The 20,352-nt window shown below is 51.2% G+C and carries 19 protein-coding genes; 1 reads left to right on the top strand and 18 read right to left on the bottom strand.

Translation table 11 applies throughout. The annotated features are described in order from the left end of the window. Positions 1-29: 29 nt before the first annotated feature. The 15 genes from ORD20_RS14785 to ORD20_RS14715 form a co-directional block, all read right to left on the bottom strand. Positions 30-524: a hypothetical protein gene (locus ORD20_RS14785; RefSeq protein WP_430626301.1), complete on the bottom strand. Its 495-nt coding sequence runs from the start codon at positions 522-524 to the stop codon at positions 30-32. Next, positions 521-4,150, bottom strand: coding sequence for a PolC-type DNA polymerase III (locus tag ORD20_RS14780; RefSeq protein WP_430626300.1), 3,630 nt, complete (start codon positions 4,148-4,150; stop codon positions 521-523). The genes ORD20_RS14785 and ORD20_RS14780 overlap by 4 nt, the downstream gene beginning before the upstream one ends. Continuing rightward, positions 4,147-4,401 carry a hypothetical protein gene (locus tag ORD20_RS14775; RefSeq protein WP_103375458.1) on the bottom strand — a complete coding sequence of 85 codons (255 nt, stop codon included), beginning with the start codon at positions 4,399-4,401 and terminating at the stop codon, positions 4,147-4,149. Before ORD20_RS14775 ends, ORD20_RS14780 begins: the two co-directional genes overlap by 4 nt. Positions 4,402-4,498: 97 nt before the next feature. Further along, the gene (gene proS / locus ORD20_RS14770; RefSeq protein WP_430626299.1) at positions 4,499-6,496 is read right to left on the bottom strand and encodes a proline--tRNA ligase; all 1,998 of its coding nucleotides are present in this window, start codon (positions 6,494-6,496) and stop codon (positions 4,499-4,501) included. Then, the gene (ispG, locus tag ORD20_RS14765) at positions 6,456-7,559 is read right to left on the bottom strand and encodes a flavodoxin-dependent (E)-4-hydroxy-3-methylbut-2-enyl-diphosphate synthase (protein ID WP_255398127.1); all 1,104 of its coding nucleotides are present in this window, start codon (positions 7,557-7,559) and stop codon (positions 6,456-6,458) included. The genes proS and ispG overlap by 41 nt, the downstream gene beginning before the upstream one ends. A 66-nt stretch (positions 7,560-7,625) precedes the next feature. After that, entirely contained in the window at positions 7,626-8,648 is a 1,023-nt protein-coding gene (gene rseP / locus ORD20_RS14760) for an RIP metalloprotease RseP (protein ID WP_103375454.1), read from the bottom strand. Between the two features lie 12 nt (positions 8,649-8,660). Further along, complete coding sequence (gene dxr, locus ORD20_RS14755) at positions 8,661-9,818, bottom strand: 1-deoxy-D-xylulose-5-phosphate reductoisomerase (RefSeq protein ID WP_103375453.1); 1,158 nt, start codon at positions 9,816-9,818, stop codon at positions 8,661-8,663. A gap of 27 nt (positions 9,819-9,845) precedes the next feature. Further along, the gene (gene ytvI / locus ORD20_RS14750) at positions 9,846-10,880 is read right to left on the bottom strand and encodes a sporulation integral membrane protein YtvI (protein WP_158246255.1); all 1,035 of its coding nucleotides are present in this window, start codon (positions 10,878-10,880) and stop codon (positions 9,846-9,848) included. A gap of 19 nt (positions 10,881-10,899) precedes the next feature. Next, complete coding sequence (locus tag ORD20_RS14745; RefSeq protein WP_103375451.1) at positions 10,900-11,682, bottom strand: phosphatidate cytidylyltransferase; 783 nt, start codon at positions 11,680-11,682, stop codon at positions 10,900-10,902. A gap of 12 nt (positions 11,683-11,694) precedes the next feature. Further along, on the bottom strand, positions 11,695-12,453 hold the full coding sequence (locus tag ORD20_RS14740) for an isoprenyl transferase (RefSeq protein WP_103375450.1): 759 nt from the start codon (positions 12,451-12,453) through the stop codon (positions 11,695-11,697). 38 nt (positions 12,454-12,491) lie between these two features. Next, positions 12,492-13,049 carry a ribosome recycling factor gene (gene frr / locus ORD20_RS14735; RefSeq protein WP_103375449.1) on the bottom strand — a complete coding sequence of 186 codons (558 nt, stop codon included), beginning with the start codon at positions 13,047-13,049 and terminating at the stop codon, positions 12,492-12,494. Then, entirely contained in the window at positions 13,042-13,773 is a 732-nt protein-coding gene (pyrH, locus tag ORD20_RS14730; protein ID WP_103375448.1) for a UMP kinase, read from the bottom strand. The genes frr and pyrH overlap by 8 nt, the downstream gene beginning before the upstream one ends. Positions 13,774-13,835: 62 nt before the next feature. Further along, positions 13,836-14,447: a translation elongation factor Ts gene (tsf, locus tag ORD20_RS14725; RefSeq protein ID WP_103375447.1), complete on the bottom strand. Its 612-nt coding sequence runs from the start codon at positions 14,445-14,447 to the stop codon at positions 13,836-13,838. A 66-nt stretch (positions 14,448-14,513) separates the two neighbouring features. Continuing rightward, entirely contained in the window at positions 14,514-15,230 is a 717-nt protein-coding gene (gene rpsB / locus ORD20_RS14720) for a 30S ribosomal protein S2 (RefSeq protein ID WP_103375446.1), read from the bottom strand. A gap of 123 nt (positions 15,231-15,353) precedes the next feature. Beyond that, complete coding sequence (locus ORD20_RS14715; RefSeq protein WP_103375445.1) at positions 15,354-15,836, bottom strand: hypothetical protein; 483 nt, start codon at positions 15,834-15,836, stop codon at positions 15,354-15,356. Positions 15,837-15,948: 112 nt separating this feature from the next. Between ORD20_RS14715 and ORD20_RS14710 the strand changes: the two genes are divergently transcribed. Then, a complete protein-coding gene (locus tag ORD20_RS14710) occupies positions 15,949-17,145 on the top strand; it encodes a glycosyl hydrolase family 18 protein (RefSeq protein ID WP_173677090.1) in 1,197 nt (398 codons plus the stop codon). 57 nt (positions 17,146-17,202) lie between these two features. Here the strand turns inward: ORD20_RS14710 and ORD20_RS14705 are convergent, their stop codons facing one another. From ORD20_RS14705 to ORD20_RS14695, 3 genes are all read right to left on the bottom strand, one after another. After that, a complete protein-coding gene (locus ORD20_RS14705) occupies positions 17,203-18,348 on the bottom strand; it encodes a universal stress protein (RefSeq protein WP_103375444.1) in 1,146 nt (381 codons plus the stop codon). Between the two features lie 30 nt (positions 18,349-18,378). Beyond that, positions 18,379-19,767, bottom strand: coding sequence for a tRNA (N6-isopentenyl adenosine(37)-C2)-methylthiotransferase MiaB (miaB, locus tag ORD20_RS14700; RefSeq protein WP_103375443.1), 1,389 nt, complete (start codon positions 19,765-19,767; stop codon positions 18,379-18,381). Positions 19,768-19,857: 90 nt separating this feature from the next. After that, positions 19,858-20,322, bottom strand: coding sequence for a hypothetical protein (locus ORD20_RS14695; RefSeq protein ID WP_430626298.1), 465 nt, complete (start codon positions 20,320-20,322; stop codon positions 19,858-19,860). Between the last annotated feature and the right edge of the window lie 30 nt (positions 20,323-20,352).

Raw genomic sequence — 20,352 nt, 5'->3', positions numbered from 1 at the left:
CAGCCTGCCTCTTAAAGTTATCAAAACTGTCACAGCATGATAAGACTCATAGAAACAGCTTCAAGCACTGACAAGGCAATGGACACACTCGGAGAATCGGACGCGACATACAATAGCACGATGATTCCATTAAGAAGCGCCCCACCATAGATGAGCCGTGAACGCCACGCAGCCTTATCCGCCAATCGTCCCGCCAAGAAATTAAAAAGTAAGTACGGTAGCGCAAACAACGTCCACGACAAGCCAATGACAATGTGAGAAGCCCCAAGCTGGTCCATATAGATGCTCCACGTGGCATCGTACATGCCTCCCAGCCCCATCCATCCAAAATTCAAGACCAGCCAGCGCCCGAGAGTATTCCACGGTATGGGATGTGGTTTGGCCTCTTTTTGCACCGAGCGTGGCATAGGACTAGACTCGCGTATCCCAAACAGCACGGCGATGATGGCGATCACACCTAATACCACCCCGACTTCAAAGGGCAGGCTAAGACCTCCCACCGCACTCGCCAGACCGCCGATCATCGGCCCCACAGCATAATTTTACGACACGACTCTAAGTACCAAGCTGGAACCTGGTGTTCTCTCATGGCTTGTTCTTGCTCAGGCTTAAGCCCTTTTCCTTTACGTACCGATTCCGAGATGCCAAACGCTACTTGCGGTTCCATTCCCCGACTGATGAGGTACAGCATAATGTCATCACGCGTTGCGATAACATCCGACAAACCCGCTAAATTCTGGCGAATGATATCTTGCGCATTATTCGCCCACACCTCCGTACCATGGGATAAGCCTGATATGCGTACGAGTTCGGCAAACGTCTGAGGTTTGGTGTCAACCAGCATACGTCGAACAAAACTTGTCCCGAATTCGGGGATCCCTAAACTTCCCACCGGTGTGCCAATATCATCTGGTTTGACCCCAAGTGCCTGCACTCCCCGAAACAGACTCATGGTGGCTTCGTCTTGAAAAGGAACGGCCTTGGCTGATATGCCCGTCAGATCTTCCAACATACGAATAGCTGTCGGATCATCGTGTCCTAGCAAGTCAAGCTTCAACAAACGCCCTTCAATTGAATGATAATCAAAGTGAGTCGTAATGATGTCAGAGGTCTTTAGATCTGCGGGATGTTGCACCGGACAAAAATGATGAATATCCTCGTCACGAGGCACCACCATTAAGCCTCCGGGATGTTGTCCCGTCGTACGTTTTACGCCTGTAATACCAGAGGCCAACCATTCCAACTCAGCTCCAGAGACCTCCCGTCCATTTTCCCGAGCCCATGCCAGCACAAGTCCAATGGCGGTTTTTTGGGCAATGGTCGCAATGGTGCCGGCACGAAACACATGGCCCTCTCCAAACAGAACCTCAGTATATTTGTGAATTTCCGGTTGATAGTCCCCTGAAAAATTTAAATCAATATCAGGCACTTTGTCGCCTTTGAACCCGAGAAACGTTTCAAACGGAATATCTTGGCCATCTCCCACTAACGGATGCTGACACTGCGGACACAATTTGGTTGGCAAATCATATCCCGATCCAAAGGAGCCATCCGTAATAAACTCGGTATAGCGGCATTGCGGACACCGATAATGCGGCGGCAAGGGGTTGACCTCGGTGATATCGAGGAAGGTCGCCACCAATGATGACCCCACTGAACCTCGCGAACCTACCAAGTAGCCGTCATCCAAAGACTTTTTGACCAACCGGTGAGCGATATAATAAATACTCGAAAAACCGTTGTCCACAATTGACCGAATTTCTTTATCCAGGCGCGCCTGAACAATGTCAGGCAACGTATCGCCATAAAGGCTCTTCGCCCGCGCAATAGGCTCTTCGCGAACAACACGTTCGGCTTCCTCTAATTTAGGCGAGAACAGTCCATCTGGCACGGGCTTAATGACAGGGCACTGGGCCGCAATCGCCTGAGTATCATCAATCACCACTTTCTGAGCCAACTCAGGCCCTAACCACGCCATCTCTTCCATCATGTCAGTCGTTGTCCGAAAGTGCAGCTGATCGTCATGATTATGCAATTCACCCTTGGCCGTGGTCGCTAAAATATCCCGAAATGCCTTTTGGTAAGGATACAAATAATGGACATCCGACACAGCCGGCGTGGGTTTTTTGTGTGCTATCCCGAGCTGGACTAACTCGGAAATCCATTGTGTGACCGCCTCGTCACCGCCAAGATTTTCGTCCCGCGCCATCTGTCGCAAAGCGGAATGAGGCGCTACTTCCCAATAATCGTAAAACTGACAAATGGATTGGATTTCTTGTGGCGAGGCCCCTCGAAATAACGCTTCTTGAAGCTCTCCCCCATGGATAGGCGAACCCAAAAGCCAATGAGAGCGCCCGGCCTCCAGGGCCGACCGAAACACTCTAGGGACCCGGTGAAATGTCTCCAAGTGCGACTGACTAATGAGGCGGTAGAGCGCCTCGACTCCCTCTTGAGAACGCAATAACAGCGTAACGGGAGTCGGCCGCCCAATTGTATAGGGCTGAGGCACAAGATCGCGCAACGTTTCTAAAGCACGCAATGTGCCATCCTCATTTTGTAACAACTTTAATAGCAAAAGACCTGTCGCCTCGGCATCGGCCAACGCCCGATGGTGCTGAGACAGTGGAATTTTCAACGCATTGGTTAATGGGCCTAAGCCGTAAGCCTTTAACCCCGGTAATCGAATGCGCGCTAGCGTCAACGTATCAATCACGCAAAAGTCCCATGGATCCGTAGGAAAAAGACGCGCAAACGCCTGCGAAATGTACCCGATATCAAATCGCGCATTATGTGCGGCCAAAACCGACCCGGAAGCAAAGGCAAAGAAGTCTCGAAACACTTCCTCAAAACTAGGAGCATCGAGCACCTCTTCAGGGCGAATGCCCGTAATTTCCTGCGTGGCCTGAGATATGCTTCGCATGGGTTTGACCATGCGATGAAACTGGTCAACGATAGCGCCACCAACAATCTTCACGGCACCAATTTCAATCACTTCGTGCTCTCGGGGCGATAGTCCCGTGGTTTCCACGTCCAACACCACAATAGGTTGCTCCGCTGACACAGTGCCTGGGCCTGTCAGAGCGGTCATCACATCGTCAACCATATTGACTTCGACGCCGTAAATCGCTTGAATGCCAAATTTTTGGCTTAACGTTTCCAGCTCCGGATACGTCTGCACCACACCATGGTCAACAACGCCGACATGCGTATGACCTAGGTTCTTAGCCAGTTGAAACAGCTCAGGCAACGCCACTAAGCCATCCCCCGCGCTCATTTTGGTGTGTATATGAAGTTCCACGCGTTTGGCTTCCGACGCATCATGGGGAGGCGGCGGCCCATCGACACGTCCACCATCTCGAATGCGTAATACCGTCTCTTTAGAATACTTGTCCTCCTCTAAACTGCCCTTGACCTTAAGATATTGCCCTGGAGTCCATGTTTCCACTGCCGGAAATGGTTGTCCCCGTCGCTCCGACAACCGTATCCGCAACGCATGCTGCAAATCGGTAATGACAGCGCTCCAATGCCGGAGGTTATCCCGGCTTAGTCGCATTTCGGAACTGACAATCTGTCCAAAGACGACCACCTCGCCCGCTGGCGGCAACTCCCCCAGAGCAACAGCCTCTCCTTCAGGGATTCCCCGTCCTACAATCGCCGCACGGTCCTCACTTCGGCTCTGCGGCAGCTCGACCGCAACCACAGGATCAGGCACGGGAGCTTCAGCTTGTCGCACCGATTGATGCCACGCAGGCATCTCGGGCCAAAACCGCCGTACTCGTTCCACCCCGCCCCATTTCGCAAACAGACTTTCCGCAATGGCATTGGGAAATGTGACCACTAATCCTTGATCTGTCAGTGTCACACCGTCACGGACCACGAGCTGCCGCACTTCGGAGTTGCTTAAAGCAAAAATTTGCTGCAACCGCTCATAGGGATCGTGCGCCCATGGATACTCCAGCCATTCCACCTCACGGCCCCACTCCCTCTGTAGTACTGCCGCCAGCTGACGCAAAATGTCCTCGTCTTGTGAGGCTTTACGGACGAGGACGATGCGCACCTTAGTGGGCCTAACCTCGACCCAAAGCAGTTCAAAGTGAGTCAGACCATTGTATCCCGCCTGCTGTAACCAGTTCTGAAGTTGAGCAGTCATCGCTGAGTCGCTGCGCCCAGACCCCGACCGTCACGGTGGGGAGGAGCGTTGCTTCCCCCCTTCTCCATCAAAGACGCTGTCAAACCAAATCGGCGTTGGGGCAAAAACATCGAAGAAATAACGCCACGCCTTGCGTCATAGAGCAGACGTATGGTAAATAGCGTCATTCGACGGGTCCAAGACCGTTCTTGGTCTTTCAGCAACCAAAACACCGGCGGTTGCTGTTGTCTATCCCCTAACCGTACCGCCATGTTTCCATCCTTTCGTTATATAAACCCTTAAGGAGAGCTACGGTGCAGCAACCAGCGCCACGCCCTGCCCTTGTCTGGCCCGCGAGCCAATAATGCCCTACATTCTGGGAATTTCGCGAATAATTTCCCAATACATGCGCATCCGAGCCGCAAAGCCCTTGGCCAAGCCTAACTTTTCTTCTTTCATCACCTGAGACACATCCTTTAAGATGACTTCCTTAGGTGCTTTACCCATCCGTTTTAATTGCCTATGCAATTGCAACTCTACACCATAACGTGACTCATTGATATGGTCGACGCCCGTCAACAGCGTGCGGCGAATGGCCCGCTGACCGGACAAAAAGGGGGCCAAAGCTTGCGCCCAATCAGTACTCGTGCGTCCTCCATCAAAAATGCCCACTGTGGCATCAATTTCTTGATCGATCACGGGCTTTAACAGTTGCTGGACATGGCCAACGGTTAATCCAATCAAATCTGCATCAAGAAACAAGAGAATATCCGCATCAGCCGCTTCAGCTCCCGCCTTCAGTGCAGCGCCCTTACCCTGATTCTCGGCTTGGTCTATAACAAGCACCGATGGAAAACTTGCCGCCACGGCTGCGGTGCGGTCACAGGAGCCGTCATTGACCACAATGACTTGATCGATTTCCGGAACCATGCATAACACCCGGAGGACTCCCGCTATATTCGCTTCTTCGTTATATGCCGGCACGATCGCGGCCACGCGTTCCTTCGGCTCTTCGTTAAATGGCAGGCACCGAATCGTCATGCCCGTTTCCGCCTTCAAATGGTCCGCGCATGTCTCGCTTCCACACCAGTCTCCACGGAAAAAGCCTCGATATCCATTTTGTGCCATTTCTTGGTAACTTTCAACAGACATCGTATGCGACTCACGAAATTCCAATGCCTGCCGAAACAACTCAGATTGGATAGCATCTAAAAGGTGTTGCACGGTCTCCACCAATTGAGATTCTGATACGCTCAGCTTTTCTCCCGTATCGCGGCGAGCCAGGACAACTTGTTGTTTCGCTAGGTCTTTAGGCCCCAGCTCCACCCGCAAAGGCACCCCGCGCATTTCCCAATCATTAAATTTGTATCCCGGGGTAAATTCATCCCGGTCGTCTAGCTTGACCCGAAACGCATTGGCCAATTGTGCTTCCAATGCTTTAGCGTGCGCGACAACGGCTTCGCGTTCAGCCCCTTTCCCAATCGGGACAATCACCACTTGAATCGGCGCAATTTTGGGTGGCAACCTTAGCCCCTTGTCGTCTCCGTGCACCATAATCACGGCACCAATTAAACGTGTAGAGCTTCCCCATGATGAAGTCCAGCCGTACTTCAATTCCCCATCTTCATCGAGATACTGAATCTGAAACGCCTTTGAGAAATGCTGCCCTAGAAAATGAGAGGTCGCAGATTGCAACGCGCGTCCATCACCCATTAAGGCCTCTAAGGTGTATGTATCGACAGCGCCCGCAAAACGTTCCCCAGCACTCTTAACGCCCGCAATGACAGGCACGGCTAAATATTCTTCAATAACTTCACGGTAAATTTCCAACTGCTGAAGCGTCTCCGCCAATGCCTCATCCGCTGTGCGGTGTACCGTATGCCCTTCTTGCCACAGAAATTCGGTCGTGCGTAAAAACGGTCGCGTCGCTTTCTCCCACCGCAGCACGTTGGCCCATTGATTGATTAGTACCGGGAGATCCCGGTAGGAGTGGATCCATTGCGCATACATCGCGCCGATAATCGTTTCCGAGGTGGGGCGAATCGCTAAACGTTCGGCCAATTGCTCGTTACCGCCCATGGTCACCCATGCGACTTCCGCTGAAAATCCTTCTATATGTTCTTCTTCTTGTGCTAGCAAATGCTCCGGAATTAAAAGAGGAAAATAGGCGTTTTGATGACCCGTGGCTTTGAAGCGCCGATCCATCTGTTCTTGGATAAATTCCCAGATGCGATAGCTATAGGGCTTCATGACCATAAAGCCCTTCATCGGCGCATAATCCACCATATCCGCCTTACGAATAACATCAACGTACCATTGTGAGAAATCACTTGACTTCGGGGTGATCTCCTTGAGAACTTTTTCCACCCACGCGAACCTCCTCGGCTGCATCCAAAATTTCTTTCCATAATTCTTCGACCATGTCCTCTTGGTCAACACGCCGGACAATTTGTCCATGCCGGAAAATCAGCCCCATATTTTTACCGCCCGCTAATCCGACATCGGCCTCGCGAGCCTCGCCTGGCCCGTTTACCGCACAGCCCATCACTGCCACGGTCACGGGTTCTTTAATAACGGCGAGCCGCCGTTCTAACTCATTAGTCACCGGCCACATATCAAACTGTAACCGACCACAGGTCGGACAGGCGACAATATTGGCGCCACGTTCCCGCAGCTTTAAACTTTTTAGAATTTCCCATGCCACCCGAATTTCTTCTTCGCCCGGCCCGGTCAAAGACACTCGAATCGTATCGCCAATGCCATCGGCCAATAAAGAGCCAATGCCGATAGCCGACTTTATCGTGCCTTGAAACAAGGTTCCCGCTTCCGTGACGCCCAAATGGAGAGGATAGTCATGACGCTGTGCCATTAAGCGATACGCGGCGACCATCGTCGGAACATCTGAAGCTTTCAAGGACACCACAATATTATCGTAATCTAAGTCGTTAAGAATTTGGATGTGATGCTCTGCCGACTTCACTAGGGTTTCTGCTGTGCGCCCATAATCTTGCAACAGCCCCTTCTCAATCGATCCTGAGTTCACCCCAATGCGAATGGGAATTTGTCGCTCTTTCGCAGCCTTAACGACTTCTTCCACCCGTTCCCGTGCGCCAATATTGCCCGGGTTAAGCCGTAATTTGTCGATTCCTTGCCGAATGACTTCTAAGGCCAACCGGTAGTCAAAATGGATGTCAGCAACAACAGGAATTGGAGAGCGCTTGACAATTTCCCCAACGGCTTGCGCCGCCTCGTGGTCTGGAACAGCCACCCGTACAATCTCGCAGCCTACGTCCACATAGCGAGCGATTTCTTCCAACGTGTTTTTTACGTCGCGAGTATCCGTCTTGGTCATCCCTTGGACAACGACCGGAGCGCCTCCACCAATCACCACATCACGCACTCTTACCGCTTTACTCATATGGGCCCGAATGATGTTCGGGCACACCCCCCTTTTTTGTCGGTCGACGATACTCTTATCTTATCATGCCCTTGCATATCAAGCATGGAATAAATGTTCGACCTCACGAAAGGTCACAAACAACACCAACGCCATCAGGATAATAAAGCCCACAAAATGAATCATGTTTTCGTGGTCAGGATCCATGGGTTTCCCACGAATCGCCTCAACAATAATGAGAAATAATCGGCTACCATCCAGGACCGGAATGGGCAAAATGTTAAACAGTCCCAGGTTTGCAGACAGTGCCGCGGACAGTAACAACACATCCACAAGACCCGTATGGGCAGCTTGCCCAACAAGTTCTGCAATCCCAACAGGGCCTGTGAGGTCAAAGGGTCCATGCCCAGTCACCAACCGGTACAGAGCCCCAAACCATTGCCCGGACAAATCCACTGTCTGCCTGACACCAGACATCGTGGCCGCGGCAAAATTTTGATGGACCGTGACAAAGGCGGGTTGAATCCCGATAATATACTCTTTCAATTTCTTGTCATACCGCGTCTGCAGTTTGAATGTGCGCCGCGTGTGATCACGCTCCACCGTCACGTTCATCGGATGGTTTTTGTGATTAACAATCGCATGCGCTAACGTTTCCCAATTGGTGATACGCGTTCGGTCGATTTGGATAATCCGATCTCCCGGACGAATGCCGGCTTCATAGGCAGGATAATGGGGAATGGCCTGCTGGACGGTTGTCGTGGGGGTCGGAATACCAACCGGTCCAAAACAGACAGCATACAAGATAGCGGCTAAAATGAGATTCATTATCGGCCCCGCCAGCACCACCAAGAATCTTTGCCAAAGCGGACGATTGGGGTATTCACGAGGATCAGCCGTCTTATTCCCTTCCATACCGGCTAAACGATTATACCCGCCGAGCGGAATAATTCGTAAGGCATAGACTGTCTCGCCCACCCGCCTTTTATATAAGGCTGGACCAAAGCCCACCGCAAATTCTTCGACCCGCATGCCAAAGGCTTTGGCAACCAGAAAATGGCCAAGCTCGTGAACCGTTACCAGCACGCCAAACACCAAAATAATGGCGATTACCGTCGTCATCGGCTGTCCCCCTTAAAGGCGATAACGCATCGCCATGTCTTCTGCTTGCCTCCGTGCCCACCTGTCGGCTTCGAGAATTTGCTCGAGTGCCACCACAGATGTGTTGTCCGTAAACGCTCCCAACACGTCCTTGATAATCTCAACGATGGAAAGAAATCGGATTGACCGACTAAGAAACAACCCGACGGCGACCTCATTAGCAGCATTGAGAACCGTCGGCATCAATCCCCCTGCTATTCCCGCCTGCCGTGCCAAGTCCAATGCTTCAAACGTGTCCGTGTCTGGCTTATCGAATGTCAACGGCTGCTGCGTCAAATCCAAAGCTGGTCCAGCCAACGGCCACCGGTCGGGCCAACTCAGAGCAACTTGGACGGGAACAGCCATATCCGGCCACCCCAGTTGCGCCATGGTCGCCCCATCAACAAATTCCACGAGCGAATGCACAATGCTCTGCGGGTGAATAAGCACTTCAACTTGTTCATAGGGTACCCCAAACAAGTGGTGCGCCTCGATGATCTCGAGTCCTTTATTCATTAACGTCGCGGAATCAATGGTAATTTTCGCTCCCATCGACCAATTGGGATGGCGCAATGCGTCCTCCACCGTAACGGTCTTTAATTCTTCTTTGGTACGTCCCCGAAACGGCCCACCAGAACATGTCAGCAAAATACGCTTGAATGGCTGATTCAGTGCGAGACACTGAAATATCGCCGAGTGTTCACTATCAACGGGAAGAATTTTACGGCCCCGTTGCAAGGCAACCCGCTGAACTAAATCTCCGGCAGCCACCAGCGTTTCCTTGTTGGCCAATAAAATGTCCTTGCCATTCTCAAGCGCGGTTAACGTCGGCATGAGACCTGAAAATCCACTCATAGCCCCAATCACTTTGGTCGCTGGCGAAATCGCGATGGCTTCTAAAATGTCATCCATGCCGCTGATAATGCGAGGGCCTGATTGTCCCTGGTGCTGGTGGCGAAGCTCCGCCGCCTGTTCGCGGTCCGTCAGTCCAATCCAATTAGCATGGAGACGTTGTCCCATCTCCCACAACTTTTCCGCTTGTCGGTGTGCCACTAACCCGTCTACAGCGATTCGGTCGGGTTGCGCCTGAATAACGCGATATGCCGTCTCGCCGACAGAGCCTGTAGCCCCGAGAATGATGATCTGCGTCATAATGTCCTCGCCTTCCTTATTGCGCCCTTATACGCCAATGTCACCCGGAGGGGCAACCAGCACTTCTGCTAAAACCTTGATGACCACGGCAGAAATGGGGCCGAGAATAAACCCTGCCGGACCAAACAAACGCACCCCAAAATATAAGGCTGCCAAGGCCACTAAGGGATGCAGGCCCATGTTTTGTCCGACAAGCCGCGGCTCCGTAAATTGCCGCAACAAGGCCACCCCCAGCATAACCGTTAAAACCTTAACGCCATCCATCATCGCCCCCGACAGAAATGCTACGACCGCCCATGGAGCCAACAATGTCGTCGGCCCCATGTAGGGGACAAAATCCAACAGTCCTGCGAGAACCCCAATCAGCACGGCATACTTAAACCCAAAAAAGATGAGACCCGCCATTGTCCCGAAGGTCGTCAACGCGATCAAGGTCCCTTGCGCCTTCAAAAACCCTAAAGCACCGGCCAAAATGTCGTCATGCACATGATGGACGTAGGGCCTAATAGGCGGAGGCACCCACTTAACGGCCACCTGCAATATGTGTTCCTTATCACGCATCATGAAAAACGCCGCAATTAACGCTACCATTAACATTAACATGCTGTCCGGCAGATGCACGAGAAAATTCCCCAAGGTCCTTAAGATTGATTCGAGGAGCCTCATGACCGAACCTAATTGGCTGTGCCATTCCCCAGGATTTAATCCGAGAACCTGCCGCAATTGATTCCAACCGAATAGTACGCGGCTGGCGATGCGTTCCACAGGCAGAGTCAATGCCGGCAATGTTTTCACCACCTGCGCCAACTCAGTCACCATGACACTCACCAACAACACCACAATGGATAAAAGAGCCACCATGGCCGCACCCAACGTCACAAACGCGGCCATGGCCCGAGACAACCCCCATCGCTCCATCCGATGTACCAGTGGCTCAAGCCATACAGATAAAACAAAAGCCCCTAAAAATGGCATGAAAATCGGACTGTACCATTTCCAGAATGCATAGACGCTAAATAACAAGCCTATCCAAATTAGAAGCATACGCACATAGCTGCCCATCAGCATGGCCTCCATGCAGCTAATGTATGCCCAAGCCTATCAACAAATAATAAGCAATTGGTAAAGCCAATAAAGAAGAATCGAATCGGTCAAGGACACCACCATGTCCAGGCAGAAGACTTCCGGAGTCTTTAACCCCTGTATAACGTTTAATCGCTGATTCTAAAAGATCTCCAATTTGCCCGACAATGCTCACCGTAAAGCCAAATAAGAGGGCGTGCCATACAACAAGATGCAAAAACCAAAAAGCCCCTCCGGCCACAACGACTCCGCTCACGGCCCCGGCCACCGTGCCTTCCCACGTCTTCCCTGGACTTACGCGCGGCATTAATTTATGCCGTCCCCATTGTCGTCCAACAAAAAACGCCGTGGTGTCTGTCGCCCAAATCACCGCAAAAAACACATATGCAAAGACTTGTCCGTGTACCAAATGACGAATCATCGGCAAATAGGAAAAAAATAAACCCAAATAAACCGCCACCCATGTCGTGGTGACGGCCCCTTGAAAGCTTTCCTGCGGCGAGCTTAGTAATGACACAATGGCCACGACAGCCGCGCCTAAGACAAGAACTGGTACCAGCCCTCGCCCTAATCCCACCGCCGCCATAATGCTCCACACCCATACCACCGTTAACCATGGATAAAAAACAATTCCACGGGAGCGGAACATGCGAGCAATTTCAACAACACCAATCGCAGCCAAAATGGCAACTCCACCTGTTAACACCCATCCACCTAAATAGATGAGGAGAACCACTACGGGAATGCCAAAAGTTGCTGTGAGTATTCGCAGTCCCAGCACGCGCGTAACTCCTTATTCCCGAAGGCCGCCGAAACGGCGCACCCGTTGTTGGTAGGCATGTATAGCCTTGTGAAGCTCCGCCGGGTCAAAATCAGGCCACAACGTCTCTGTCACGTATATCTCGGCATACGCGAGTTGCCATAAAAGAAAATTAGAAATGCGCATTTCACCACTGGAACGAATTAACAAATCGGGATCGGGAAGGCCAGCTGTATCCAAATACGACGCCATAGCCGGTGCGGTGAGAAGAACGTTGTCTGTCAGCGAACGGTTGTCCTGAATCCAACGGTTAATAGCACGAACAATTTCATCCCGTCCACCGTAATTAAGGGCCAGATTCAACACCATCCGTGTTTGTTGAGCCGTGGCTTCCATAGCCGTTTGAATCGCCCGCTGGGCGAGCTCAGGCAATCCTGAAATGTTGCCGATGGTGCGGATACAAACACCTTCAGCTTTAAGTTCCTCCGTTTCCGAACGCAAGAACTCCACAAGAAGAGCCATCAGGGCGTCAATTTCGTTTTGCGGCCTCGACCAATTTTCGGTCGAAAAAGCATAGACCGTAAGAACATCAACACCTATGGCTGCACATTCCTTCACAATAGGCTTCAGCGCTTTGACCCCTTGCCGATGGCCCTCTGCCCGAGTCAAGCCTTTTTGTCGTGCCCAACGCCCATTACCATCCATAATGATAGCGATATGGCGCGGCACATTTCCGGATTCGATGAGTTTTTGGCGATTTACTAACGCATCGTGACGAGCCTCAGTTTCCATCCAACCTCCCAACAGATCGACGTATCGCCCGAGCTTCGTTAAGGAGTTAAAATATCCTTTTCGCGATGCTCCGCTAACACATCCAACTCCTTAATAAAGCGATCCGTAAGTTTTTGAACCTCGGTCTGACCACGGCGTTCGTCGTCTTCCGTAATAGTGTGGTCTTTTTGCTCGGCCTTGAGACTTTCCAGTGCGTCCCGTCGAATATTACGAATGGCCACCTTTTCCTCTTCCAAAAGACGACGTAATTGTTTCACTAAGTCCTTGCGCCGTTCTTCGGTCAAGGCCGGCACGCTTACCCGCAGCATGGGACCATCTGATCTCACCGACACCCCAATGTCTGCCTTAATGATAGCTTTTTCAATGGCCGACATCACACTCGGGTCAAAAGGTTGCACAACCAGCATGCGCGATTCCGGGACAGAAATAGCGGCCAGGTGCTGAATGGGGGTCATCGCCCCATAGTAATCCACCGGAATCTTTTCAAGCAGACCCGGATGCGCACGCCCAGCACGCATCGACGATAAATCTCTCTCAAAGGATTCCACCGTTTTTGTCATTTTGCTTTCTGCGTCGGACAGAATGTCTTTAACCACGATGTTCGCTCCTCACAAACGTCCCAATCGGTTCACCTAACACGACTTTGCGGATGTTACCAAATTGATTCATGTTAAACACCACAATCGGAATGTCGTTGTCCATACATAAAGAGGTAGCCGTCGCGTCCATCACCCGTAAGTTTTCTTTCAAAATATCTAGGTAACCAATTTCATCTAGTTTCTTAGCTTCCGGATTCGTGCGCGGATCAGCATCGTATACCCCAGACTCTTTAGTTGCCTTCAACATCACATCGGCTTCAATTTCCGCCGCGCGCAGAGCCGCCGTTGTATCCGTAGAAAAATACGGATTTCCGTTGCCTGCAGCAAATATCACCACACGATTTTTGTCGAGGTGATTAATCGCCCGACGCCGAATATAGGGCTCAGCAACCTCTTTCATCTCGATGGCGGTCTGTACCCGAACGGGAACACCGTGTTTTTCCAATGCGTCCATTAACGCCAGCGCATTAATAACGGTAGCCAACATGCCCATATAATCAGCCGTTGCGCGGTCCATGCCTTTAGAGGAACCCGAGAGACCTCGCCAAATATTGCCTCCCCCGACAACAACCGCAATCTGCACACCTAAACTTAACACGTCCTTGATTTGTCGGGCAATACTATCGACAACAATCGGATCAATTCCATATCCAGCAGCACCCGCCAAGGCTTCCCCAGACAGCTTAAGTACAATACGGTGATATTTGGGCTGATCAGCCATTGTATTTCCTCCATATAACGCCAAGATAGGAGGGGACGCTCCCGCCCCCTCCTTCAAAGCATTTAAACTGGTACTCCTGGGAGTTCTTCACCGCGCTCAAACCGAGCAAACCGGCGAACCACAATATGTTCTCCCAACCGGGCAATATGCTCTTTCAATAATTGGTCAATCGTTACATCGGGATTCTTCACATACGGCTGATCTAAGAGACAAATCTCTTTATAAAATTTTTCTAGTCGCCCCTCGACCATTTTCTCGACAATGGCGGCGGGTTTACCCTCATTCTGCGCTTGCGCCATTAACACTTGCCGCTCATGTTCAATGTCTTGAGCTGATACCTGATCACGGCTCACAACACGCGGATTAGCGGCTGCAATATGCATCGCAATGTCATGCGCCAAGTTGTGAAAGTCAGGAGTATTGGCCACGAAATCTGTTTCACAATTGATTTCGAGCAACACCCCTATGCGACCTTGGAGGTGAATATAGCTCTCAATCAATCCCTCGTTAGCATCGCGGCCGGCCTTCTTGGCCGCCTGAGCCAGGCCCCGCTCGCGTAAAATATCGACGGCGCGGGCAAAATCTCCGTCCGCTTGCTCCAGAGCCTTTTTGCACTCCATCATGCCGGCGCCGGTTTGTTCGCGGAGTTTCTTAACATCACTTGCGGGTATCACAGAGTATCCTCCTCGTAATGAGAGCGACCTTACGGTCGCCCTCTGGTCCCATCATATTAGGCATGCTTACTGGGCTTCAGCAACTTCTTCTTCAGCAACTCCACCTTGACGACCCTCAATCAGCGCATCAGCCATTTTGGCCGTCAACAATCTTACAGCTCGAATGGCGTCGTCATTACCGGGAATGATGTAATCAATTTCGTCGGGATCACAGTTGGTGTCCACAATGCCGACAATAGGAATGCCCAGTTTGCGCGCTTCCGTGACCGCAATGTGTTCTTTGCGAGGATCCACAACAAAAACCGCTGCCGGCAGTTGCGTCATCCCTTCAATGCCACCCAAATATTTTTCAAGCTTCTCTTTCTGCCGGGTTAACATACTGACTTCTTTCTTCGGCAGACGGTCCCACTGGCCCGAGGCTTCTTGTTCCTTCAATTCTGCCAACCGTTTGACGCGTTTTTTAATGGTGTCAAAATTGGTTAACATCCCACCAAGCCATCGTTGATTGACATAATAATCTCCAGAACGTTGAGCCTCTTCCGCGACAGCTTCTTGGGCTTGCTTTTTTGTCCCAATGAACAGCATACGGCCGCCGCTTGCGCCGATTTGGCGAACGAAATTATAGGCATCATCCACTTTGCGAACAGTCTTTTGCAAATCAATGATGTAAATCCCGTTTCGTTCTGTAAAAATGTAGGGTTTCATTTTGGGGTTCCAACGCCGGGTTTGGTGACCGAAGTGCACGCCCGCTTCTAGCAGTTGCTTCATCGAAATGACAGCCATCATATACCTCCTGGTTTTATCCTCCGCTGCTCCTATCGCTTTTGATCAACACCAGGGAAAAGAACAGCGTGTGTGGTAAAAAATCCTAGCGAATTATAGCACAATTAGCGAATTACGACAAGGTTAGGGAATCGTCACGAAGACCGGTACCGTCAACGGTCCCACCCGTTCAGTCAGGAAAATTTCTTGCGGATGGGACAAAAATACCTTCTCGAGATCGATAGCGAGCGCGACGTGCCCACCACCTTGAGTGAGATAGGCGGTCACGGCCTGGCTCATTTCGGAAAGCAACCGTTCGCGCAAGCGCTGTTCGTTACGTGGATTAATGCCCACGTTAAGGCCATCGACCTGAATATGGACCGTTCCGACGATTTTATTAACAGAACGCACTAATTCCGGACGCATATGTTGTTCCACTGTATTCCCCATCGCCTTCCACTGCGACCTTTGGATTCCTTGGAGGCTCTGTGTCAGCGCTTGCGACACAATAGATACTGGCAAGGTAATGTGCACCCCGCCCGTGACAAGCCAGCTGACCTCTGTCCCCAAAGTCACCATGGCCCCTGCTAGAACACCTAGCCAAAACTTTTTCACGCTCCACCCCATTTGCCTCCAACCTTCCCTAACACTTCCAGTATGGCCCTTAACGATGCGACTCATAATAGAACTGCAATTTGTCCCGTCGGACTATGTGTTCCACAGCCAAAGGAGGCACAGCATGAACAAGCGCACTATTAAACTGTTCACCACTTTAGGGTCCGCAAGCATTCTCATTGGAGGATGCGGTCTGTCTGCCGAACCCCAAAAGCCGGCACCCGTAAAAAAAGCCACGCAAGCCACACGAAAATCCGCCAATAAAGCAGCGACAACCGTGAAAAAGGCGGCAACGGGCGGGGCTACGACCGGTCCTGGAGAACTCAAAGTCATTGCCTTTTATGATCAAACCATGGCCCATGTCAGTCCTAATCCCTTCACGTTTGTTAAAGCCCATCCATCATTGGTGACGTATCTTTCCCCATTTTGGTACGAAGTCACGTCGCAAGGAACAGTCATTGCCAAACCTGAAGGGAATGCCGCGACATTAGCAAAACAAGCCCATTTGCCGCTGATGCCCTTGTTTAACAACTATATGGGTACTGATGGCATGCTCTCAACCGCCGCATTGCGAACACAGGCCGTGGATCAAATTGTCAAGATTGTCACGGACAATCACTACCCTGGCGTACAAATTGATTTTCAGAAACTCAAAGCCGCTGACCGCCCGCTTCTCGTCGATTTTATGAACGAGTTGCATGCAAAAATGCCCAAAAATGTTTCTATTTCCATGTCCGTCGTCCCGCTGACCGCAGGAACTGGGCAATCGGGGGCATATGATCTTAAAGCCTTGTCGGCCGACGTTAACAGCATGGTCTTAATGGCGTACGATTTGCATAGTAATGGCACCGCCCCAGGTCCGGTGAGTCCCTATCCATGGGTCAAGAAGAGTATTGACTTAGCACTGAAAACAGGCATCAAACCGTCGAAATTATATCTGGGCATTGCCGATTACGGCTATTTGTGGAAAGCGGGATCTACGAAAGCTACCACCATTCCATTGAAAATCATGTACCAACACAAATATGGTACCTATACGTGGGATCCCACGGATAAAGAAGCGTATGATAACTATACGCAAAATGGCGTGAAGTACACCTTATGGTTCGTCAATGACCGAGGCGCAGTGGACCGGATTAAGCTCGCGGAAAAGGATCACCTAGGGGGAGTCGGATTCTGGCGCGTCGGATACGAAGATGCCCAATGGTGGAACCGTGTAGCCAAGGCTCTAAAGGCGGCTCCTAAACCTAAAACGTCATCCTCTGGAAAGAAAGCCAGCGCCATGGCACCTGTATCACCGCAACACCGCCAGATCACATGATGGACATCGACTCAGTAATATCGGTAATATCATAAGACACGAACGTGATCAGCCCTTCTAGTCATGATCACGTTCGTGTCCTACCACGAGAATATCAATATTGCTCGTTTGTCGCAAAACTTCGTTGATGACCGACCCCTTAAAGAGCTCTTGCCACCGTGTCCGCAACGATTCTCCCATGACAATTTCTGTCACATGGTGTTCCCGTGCAAAATTGACAATCGCCCGAGGAACGTTATTGTCTCGCAACTCAAAGACTTGCGCTCCTAACTGCTTGGCCAAGTTAATATGCGACGCCAATGCCTGTTCGTCCTTTGTGGGAAACTGACTGCCGTCCGCAGGACGCACGATGACCACATAAAATTCTCCCTTCAATCGCTGCGCGATGCGGTAGCCACGGCGCAGCAAACGCGCACCGTTCGGAGAGGGCGTCACCGCCACCATGATGCGATCATGGGTAGGCCAGGGTCCCTCAATAGCGTGCCGATTCATATACGTTTCTAGACGGTCATCGGTGTCATCGGCGACCGCCCGTAAAGCCAATTCACGCAGTGCCGTCAAATTTCCCGTCCGGAAAAAGTTTTGCAACGCTTGGTCAATCCGGCGTCCTTGATAAACTTTTCCACGTTTTAGCCGTTCAATGAGCGCCTCCGGTGTTAAATCCACGAGACGGATTTCATTTGCTTCGCGAACAATGTAATCGGGGACGGTCTCGCGGACGCGAATGCCTGTGATCTGCCGAACGGTATCATTAAGCGACTCCAAGTGCTGAATATTTAATGTCGACCAGACATTAATACCAGCTGCTAATAAGTCTTCAACATCTTGGTAGCGTTTGCGATTTTTGCAATTATCGGCATTGGTATGAGCCAACTCATCCACCAAGACGACATCAGGTCCTCGCGCCATCACCGCGGCTACATCTAATTCCCCGACCTCAAGCCCCTTATAGGTCCCCTTAGCAAGGGGAACCGCTTCGATGCCCTGGGTGAGCTCCTGCGTTTCTTCGCGGCCGTGTGTGTCGATAATCCCAATAACCACGTCAATGCCCTGGTCCAGGGCGATATGGGCATCTCCCAACATGGTAAAGGTTTTTCCCACTCCCGGTGCCGCACCCAAATAGACCCGATGCCGACCACGACTCATGCGCCGAATATCTTCAAGGATCTCCTCGGGTGTCCTGCGTTTGTAAGTCGATGCCACGAAAGTTCCCCTCTTTCGTCCCGCAACGTGTTATACGAGCGGCAGTTCAACCCGGCGCCTAGGCGATACATCAGAAACGGGCTTTCCCGCTACTTGACCCGCTAAATAGAACGTTTTGGCCTCCGTGATTTTTACGGGCACGAAACGGTCAATTAAGTCCTCGGCGGGATCTCGGGCAACTAATACCACCTTATTAGATTGCGTCCGCCCCGCCCACACGTTCGGATTCTTTTTACTTAGCCCCTCGATTAACACCAACTCCGTGCGTCCGATCAACCGTTGATTAGCCTCCCAGCTAATTTGATACTGAAGCTCCATCAATCGGTTTAAGCGCTCCTTTTTTACAGGATTGGGGACAGGATCGCGCCCTTCCCACCGTGCAGCTGGCGTTCCCTCCCGAGGCGAATACAAAAACGTAAAGGCCGCATCATATCGCACCGTGCGAACAAGGTCCAAGGTTTGTTCAAAATCTTCTTCGGTTTCGCCAGGAAAGCCAACAATAATATCGGTGGTCAGCGTGACATCAGGAATCGCCCGCTTAACTTGATCAATTAGATCCAAATAGTGCTCACGGGTGTACTTCCTATTCATACGTTTCAAGATGGCATTCGAACCGGCCTGCACAGGCAAATGAACATGGTGAGTAATCTTTTCACTCGCCGCAATCACTTCAATCAAGCGCGAACTAAAGTCACGCGGGTGTGACGTGGTGTACCGCAACCACCGCACACCATCAATCTTTTCCAGTTCCTGTAATAAGTCGCCTAAATCTACCGCGGGATTTAAGTCATGGCCATAAGAGTTGACATTTTGGCCCAGCACCGTAATATCCTGGTACCCTTCTCGGGCCAACGACTGCACTTCTTCCACAATAGCAGCGACTTCACGCGAACGTTCTTTTCCACGTGTGAACGGCACAATGCAATACGTGCAAAACTTGTCACATCCGTAAATGATATTGACAAAGGCCTGCACACCTTCAGCACGCTGCGACGGCAAGTGTTCAACAACCTCACCCGCACTTTTCCAAACGTCGACCACCATTTCATCGTGCTGCTCCACTTCGTCCAATAATTTGGGCAGCTCATGCAAGTTATGCGTACCAAAGACCAAATCCACATGGGACGCATGCTTTTTGAGCCAAGCGACCGTTCCCGGTTCTTGAGACATGCACCCCGCCACTGCAAGGCGCATCTGCGGCTTCTCGTCCTTCAACTGCTTTAACTGCCCAATATAACCGAAAGCGTGCTCCTCTGCGCTCCCTCGAACAGCACATGTATTGACAATGATGAGATCAGCCGACGTTTCTTTGTCGGCTCGCTCATAGCCCATCTGCTGTAATTGCCCCGCCATAATTTGCGAGTCTCGTTCATTCATTTGACACCCGTAGGTTCGAATATAAAACTTGGGGGACGCCATAGTTCCTACCCCTTCCTCACAATATGTGACAAACACTATTGTTCCAATATATCATGTCAACATGAAGACCTGGAGTAAAAAGCAAGTTCCTTAGAGGTCATCCGAAAGATGGATGAGCCCTGGCAAAACCGCACGCGGCGCACGAATCAGCATGCGGGATCCATCTTCCGTATCATGCCGCGCAATGATGGTCGCTTCTTGATATATGCGTTTCCATACGACGGCATCATTCCAAGGCACAAAGAGCCACTGGTCGATGAAAAATTCCTCTAAGGCGTGACTAATCGCTGTATATAAGCCAGCGAAAGCCAAATCGTCATTAGAGACGACGACCCCACTGTCTAATTCTAAGGCTCTTTGCGCGACTTCCTGCAATGCTCCCGGCCCCAGCCCTACCTCGGGATTGTCTCGCGCCTGCAAATATCGGTCAACAACCTCGCCGCCTGCTTGTTCCACTAACAATGCTAATTCATCCAGCTCTTGCAATCCACGGCGTCTAGCACTTTCCCCTTTATCAGCCGTCCCCACCAAAATCACACGTTCAGCGCGCACCATAAACTTTTTCCTCCTTCACCCGCTTGGGTG

This window comes from Sulfobacillus thermotolerans (assembly GCF_039623705.1).
Lineage (GTDB): Bacteria > Bacillota > Sulfobacillia > Sulfobacillales > Sulfobacillaceae > Sulfobacillus > Sulfobacillus thermotolerans.
The sequence above is the reverse complement of the archived record's forward strand: the minus strand, read 5'-3'. Positions and strand labels throughout refer to the sequence as shown.

Excerpts from the sequence above, each read along its gene's own strand:
- rseP (WP_103375454.1), bottom strand. The coding sequence starts at position 8,648 with ATGACGACGGTAATCGCCATTATTTTGGTGTTTGGCGTGCTGGTAACG.
- rpsB (WP_103375446.1), bottom strand. The coding sequence starts at position 15,230 with ATGGCTGTCATTTCGATGAAGCAACTGCTAGAAGCGGGCGTGCACTTC.
- ORD20_RS14780 (WP_430626300.1), bottom strand. The coding sequence starts at position 4,150 with ATGACTGCTCAACTTCAGAACTGGTTACAGCAGGCGGGATACAATGGT.
- ORD20_RS14715 (WP_103375445.1), bottom strand. The coding sequence starts at position 15,836 with ATGGGGTGGAGCGTGAAAAAGTTTTGGCTAGGTGTTCTAGCAGGGGCC.
- ytvI (WP_158246255.1), bottom strand. The coding sequence starts at position 10,880 with ATGGGCAGCTATGTGCGTATGCTTCTAATTTGGATAGGCTTGTTATTT.
- ORD20_RS14775 (WP_103375458.1), bottom strand. The coding sequence starts at position 4,401 with ATGGCGGTACGGTTAGGGGATAGACAACAGCAACCGCCGGTGTTTTGG.
- ORD20_RS14695 (WP_430626298.1), bottom strand. The coding sequence starts at position 20,322 with ATGGTGCGCGCTGAACGTGTGATTTTGGTGGGGACGGCTGATAAAGGG.
- miaB (WP_103375443.1), bottom strand. The coding sequence starts at position 19,767 with ATGGCGTCCCCCAAGTTTTATATTCGAACCTACGGGTGTCAAATGAAT.
- dxr (WP_103375453.1), bottom strand. The coding sequence starts at position 9,818 with ATGACGCAGATCATCATTCTCGGGGCTACAGGCTCTGTCGGCGAGACG.
- pyrH (WP_103375448.1), bottom strand. The coding sequence starts at position 13,773 with ATGGCTGATCAGCCCAAATATCACCGTATTGTACTTAAGCTGTCTGGG.
- ORD20_RS14740 (WP_103375450.1), bottom strand. The coding sequence starts at position 12,453 with ATGGAAACTGAGGCTCGTCACGATGCGTTAGTAAATCGCCAAAAACTC.
- ORD20_RS14785 (WP_430626301.1), bottom strand. The coding sequence starts at position 524 with ATGATCGGCGGTCTGGCGAGTGCGGTGGGAGGTCTTAGCCTGCCCTTT.
- ORD20_RS14710 (WP_173677090.1), top strand. The coding sequence starts at position 15,949 with ATGAACAAGCGCACTATTAAACTGTTCACCACTTTAGGGTCCGCAAGC.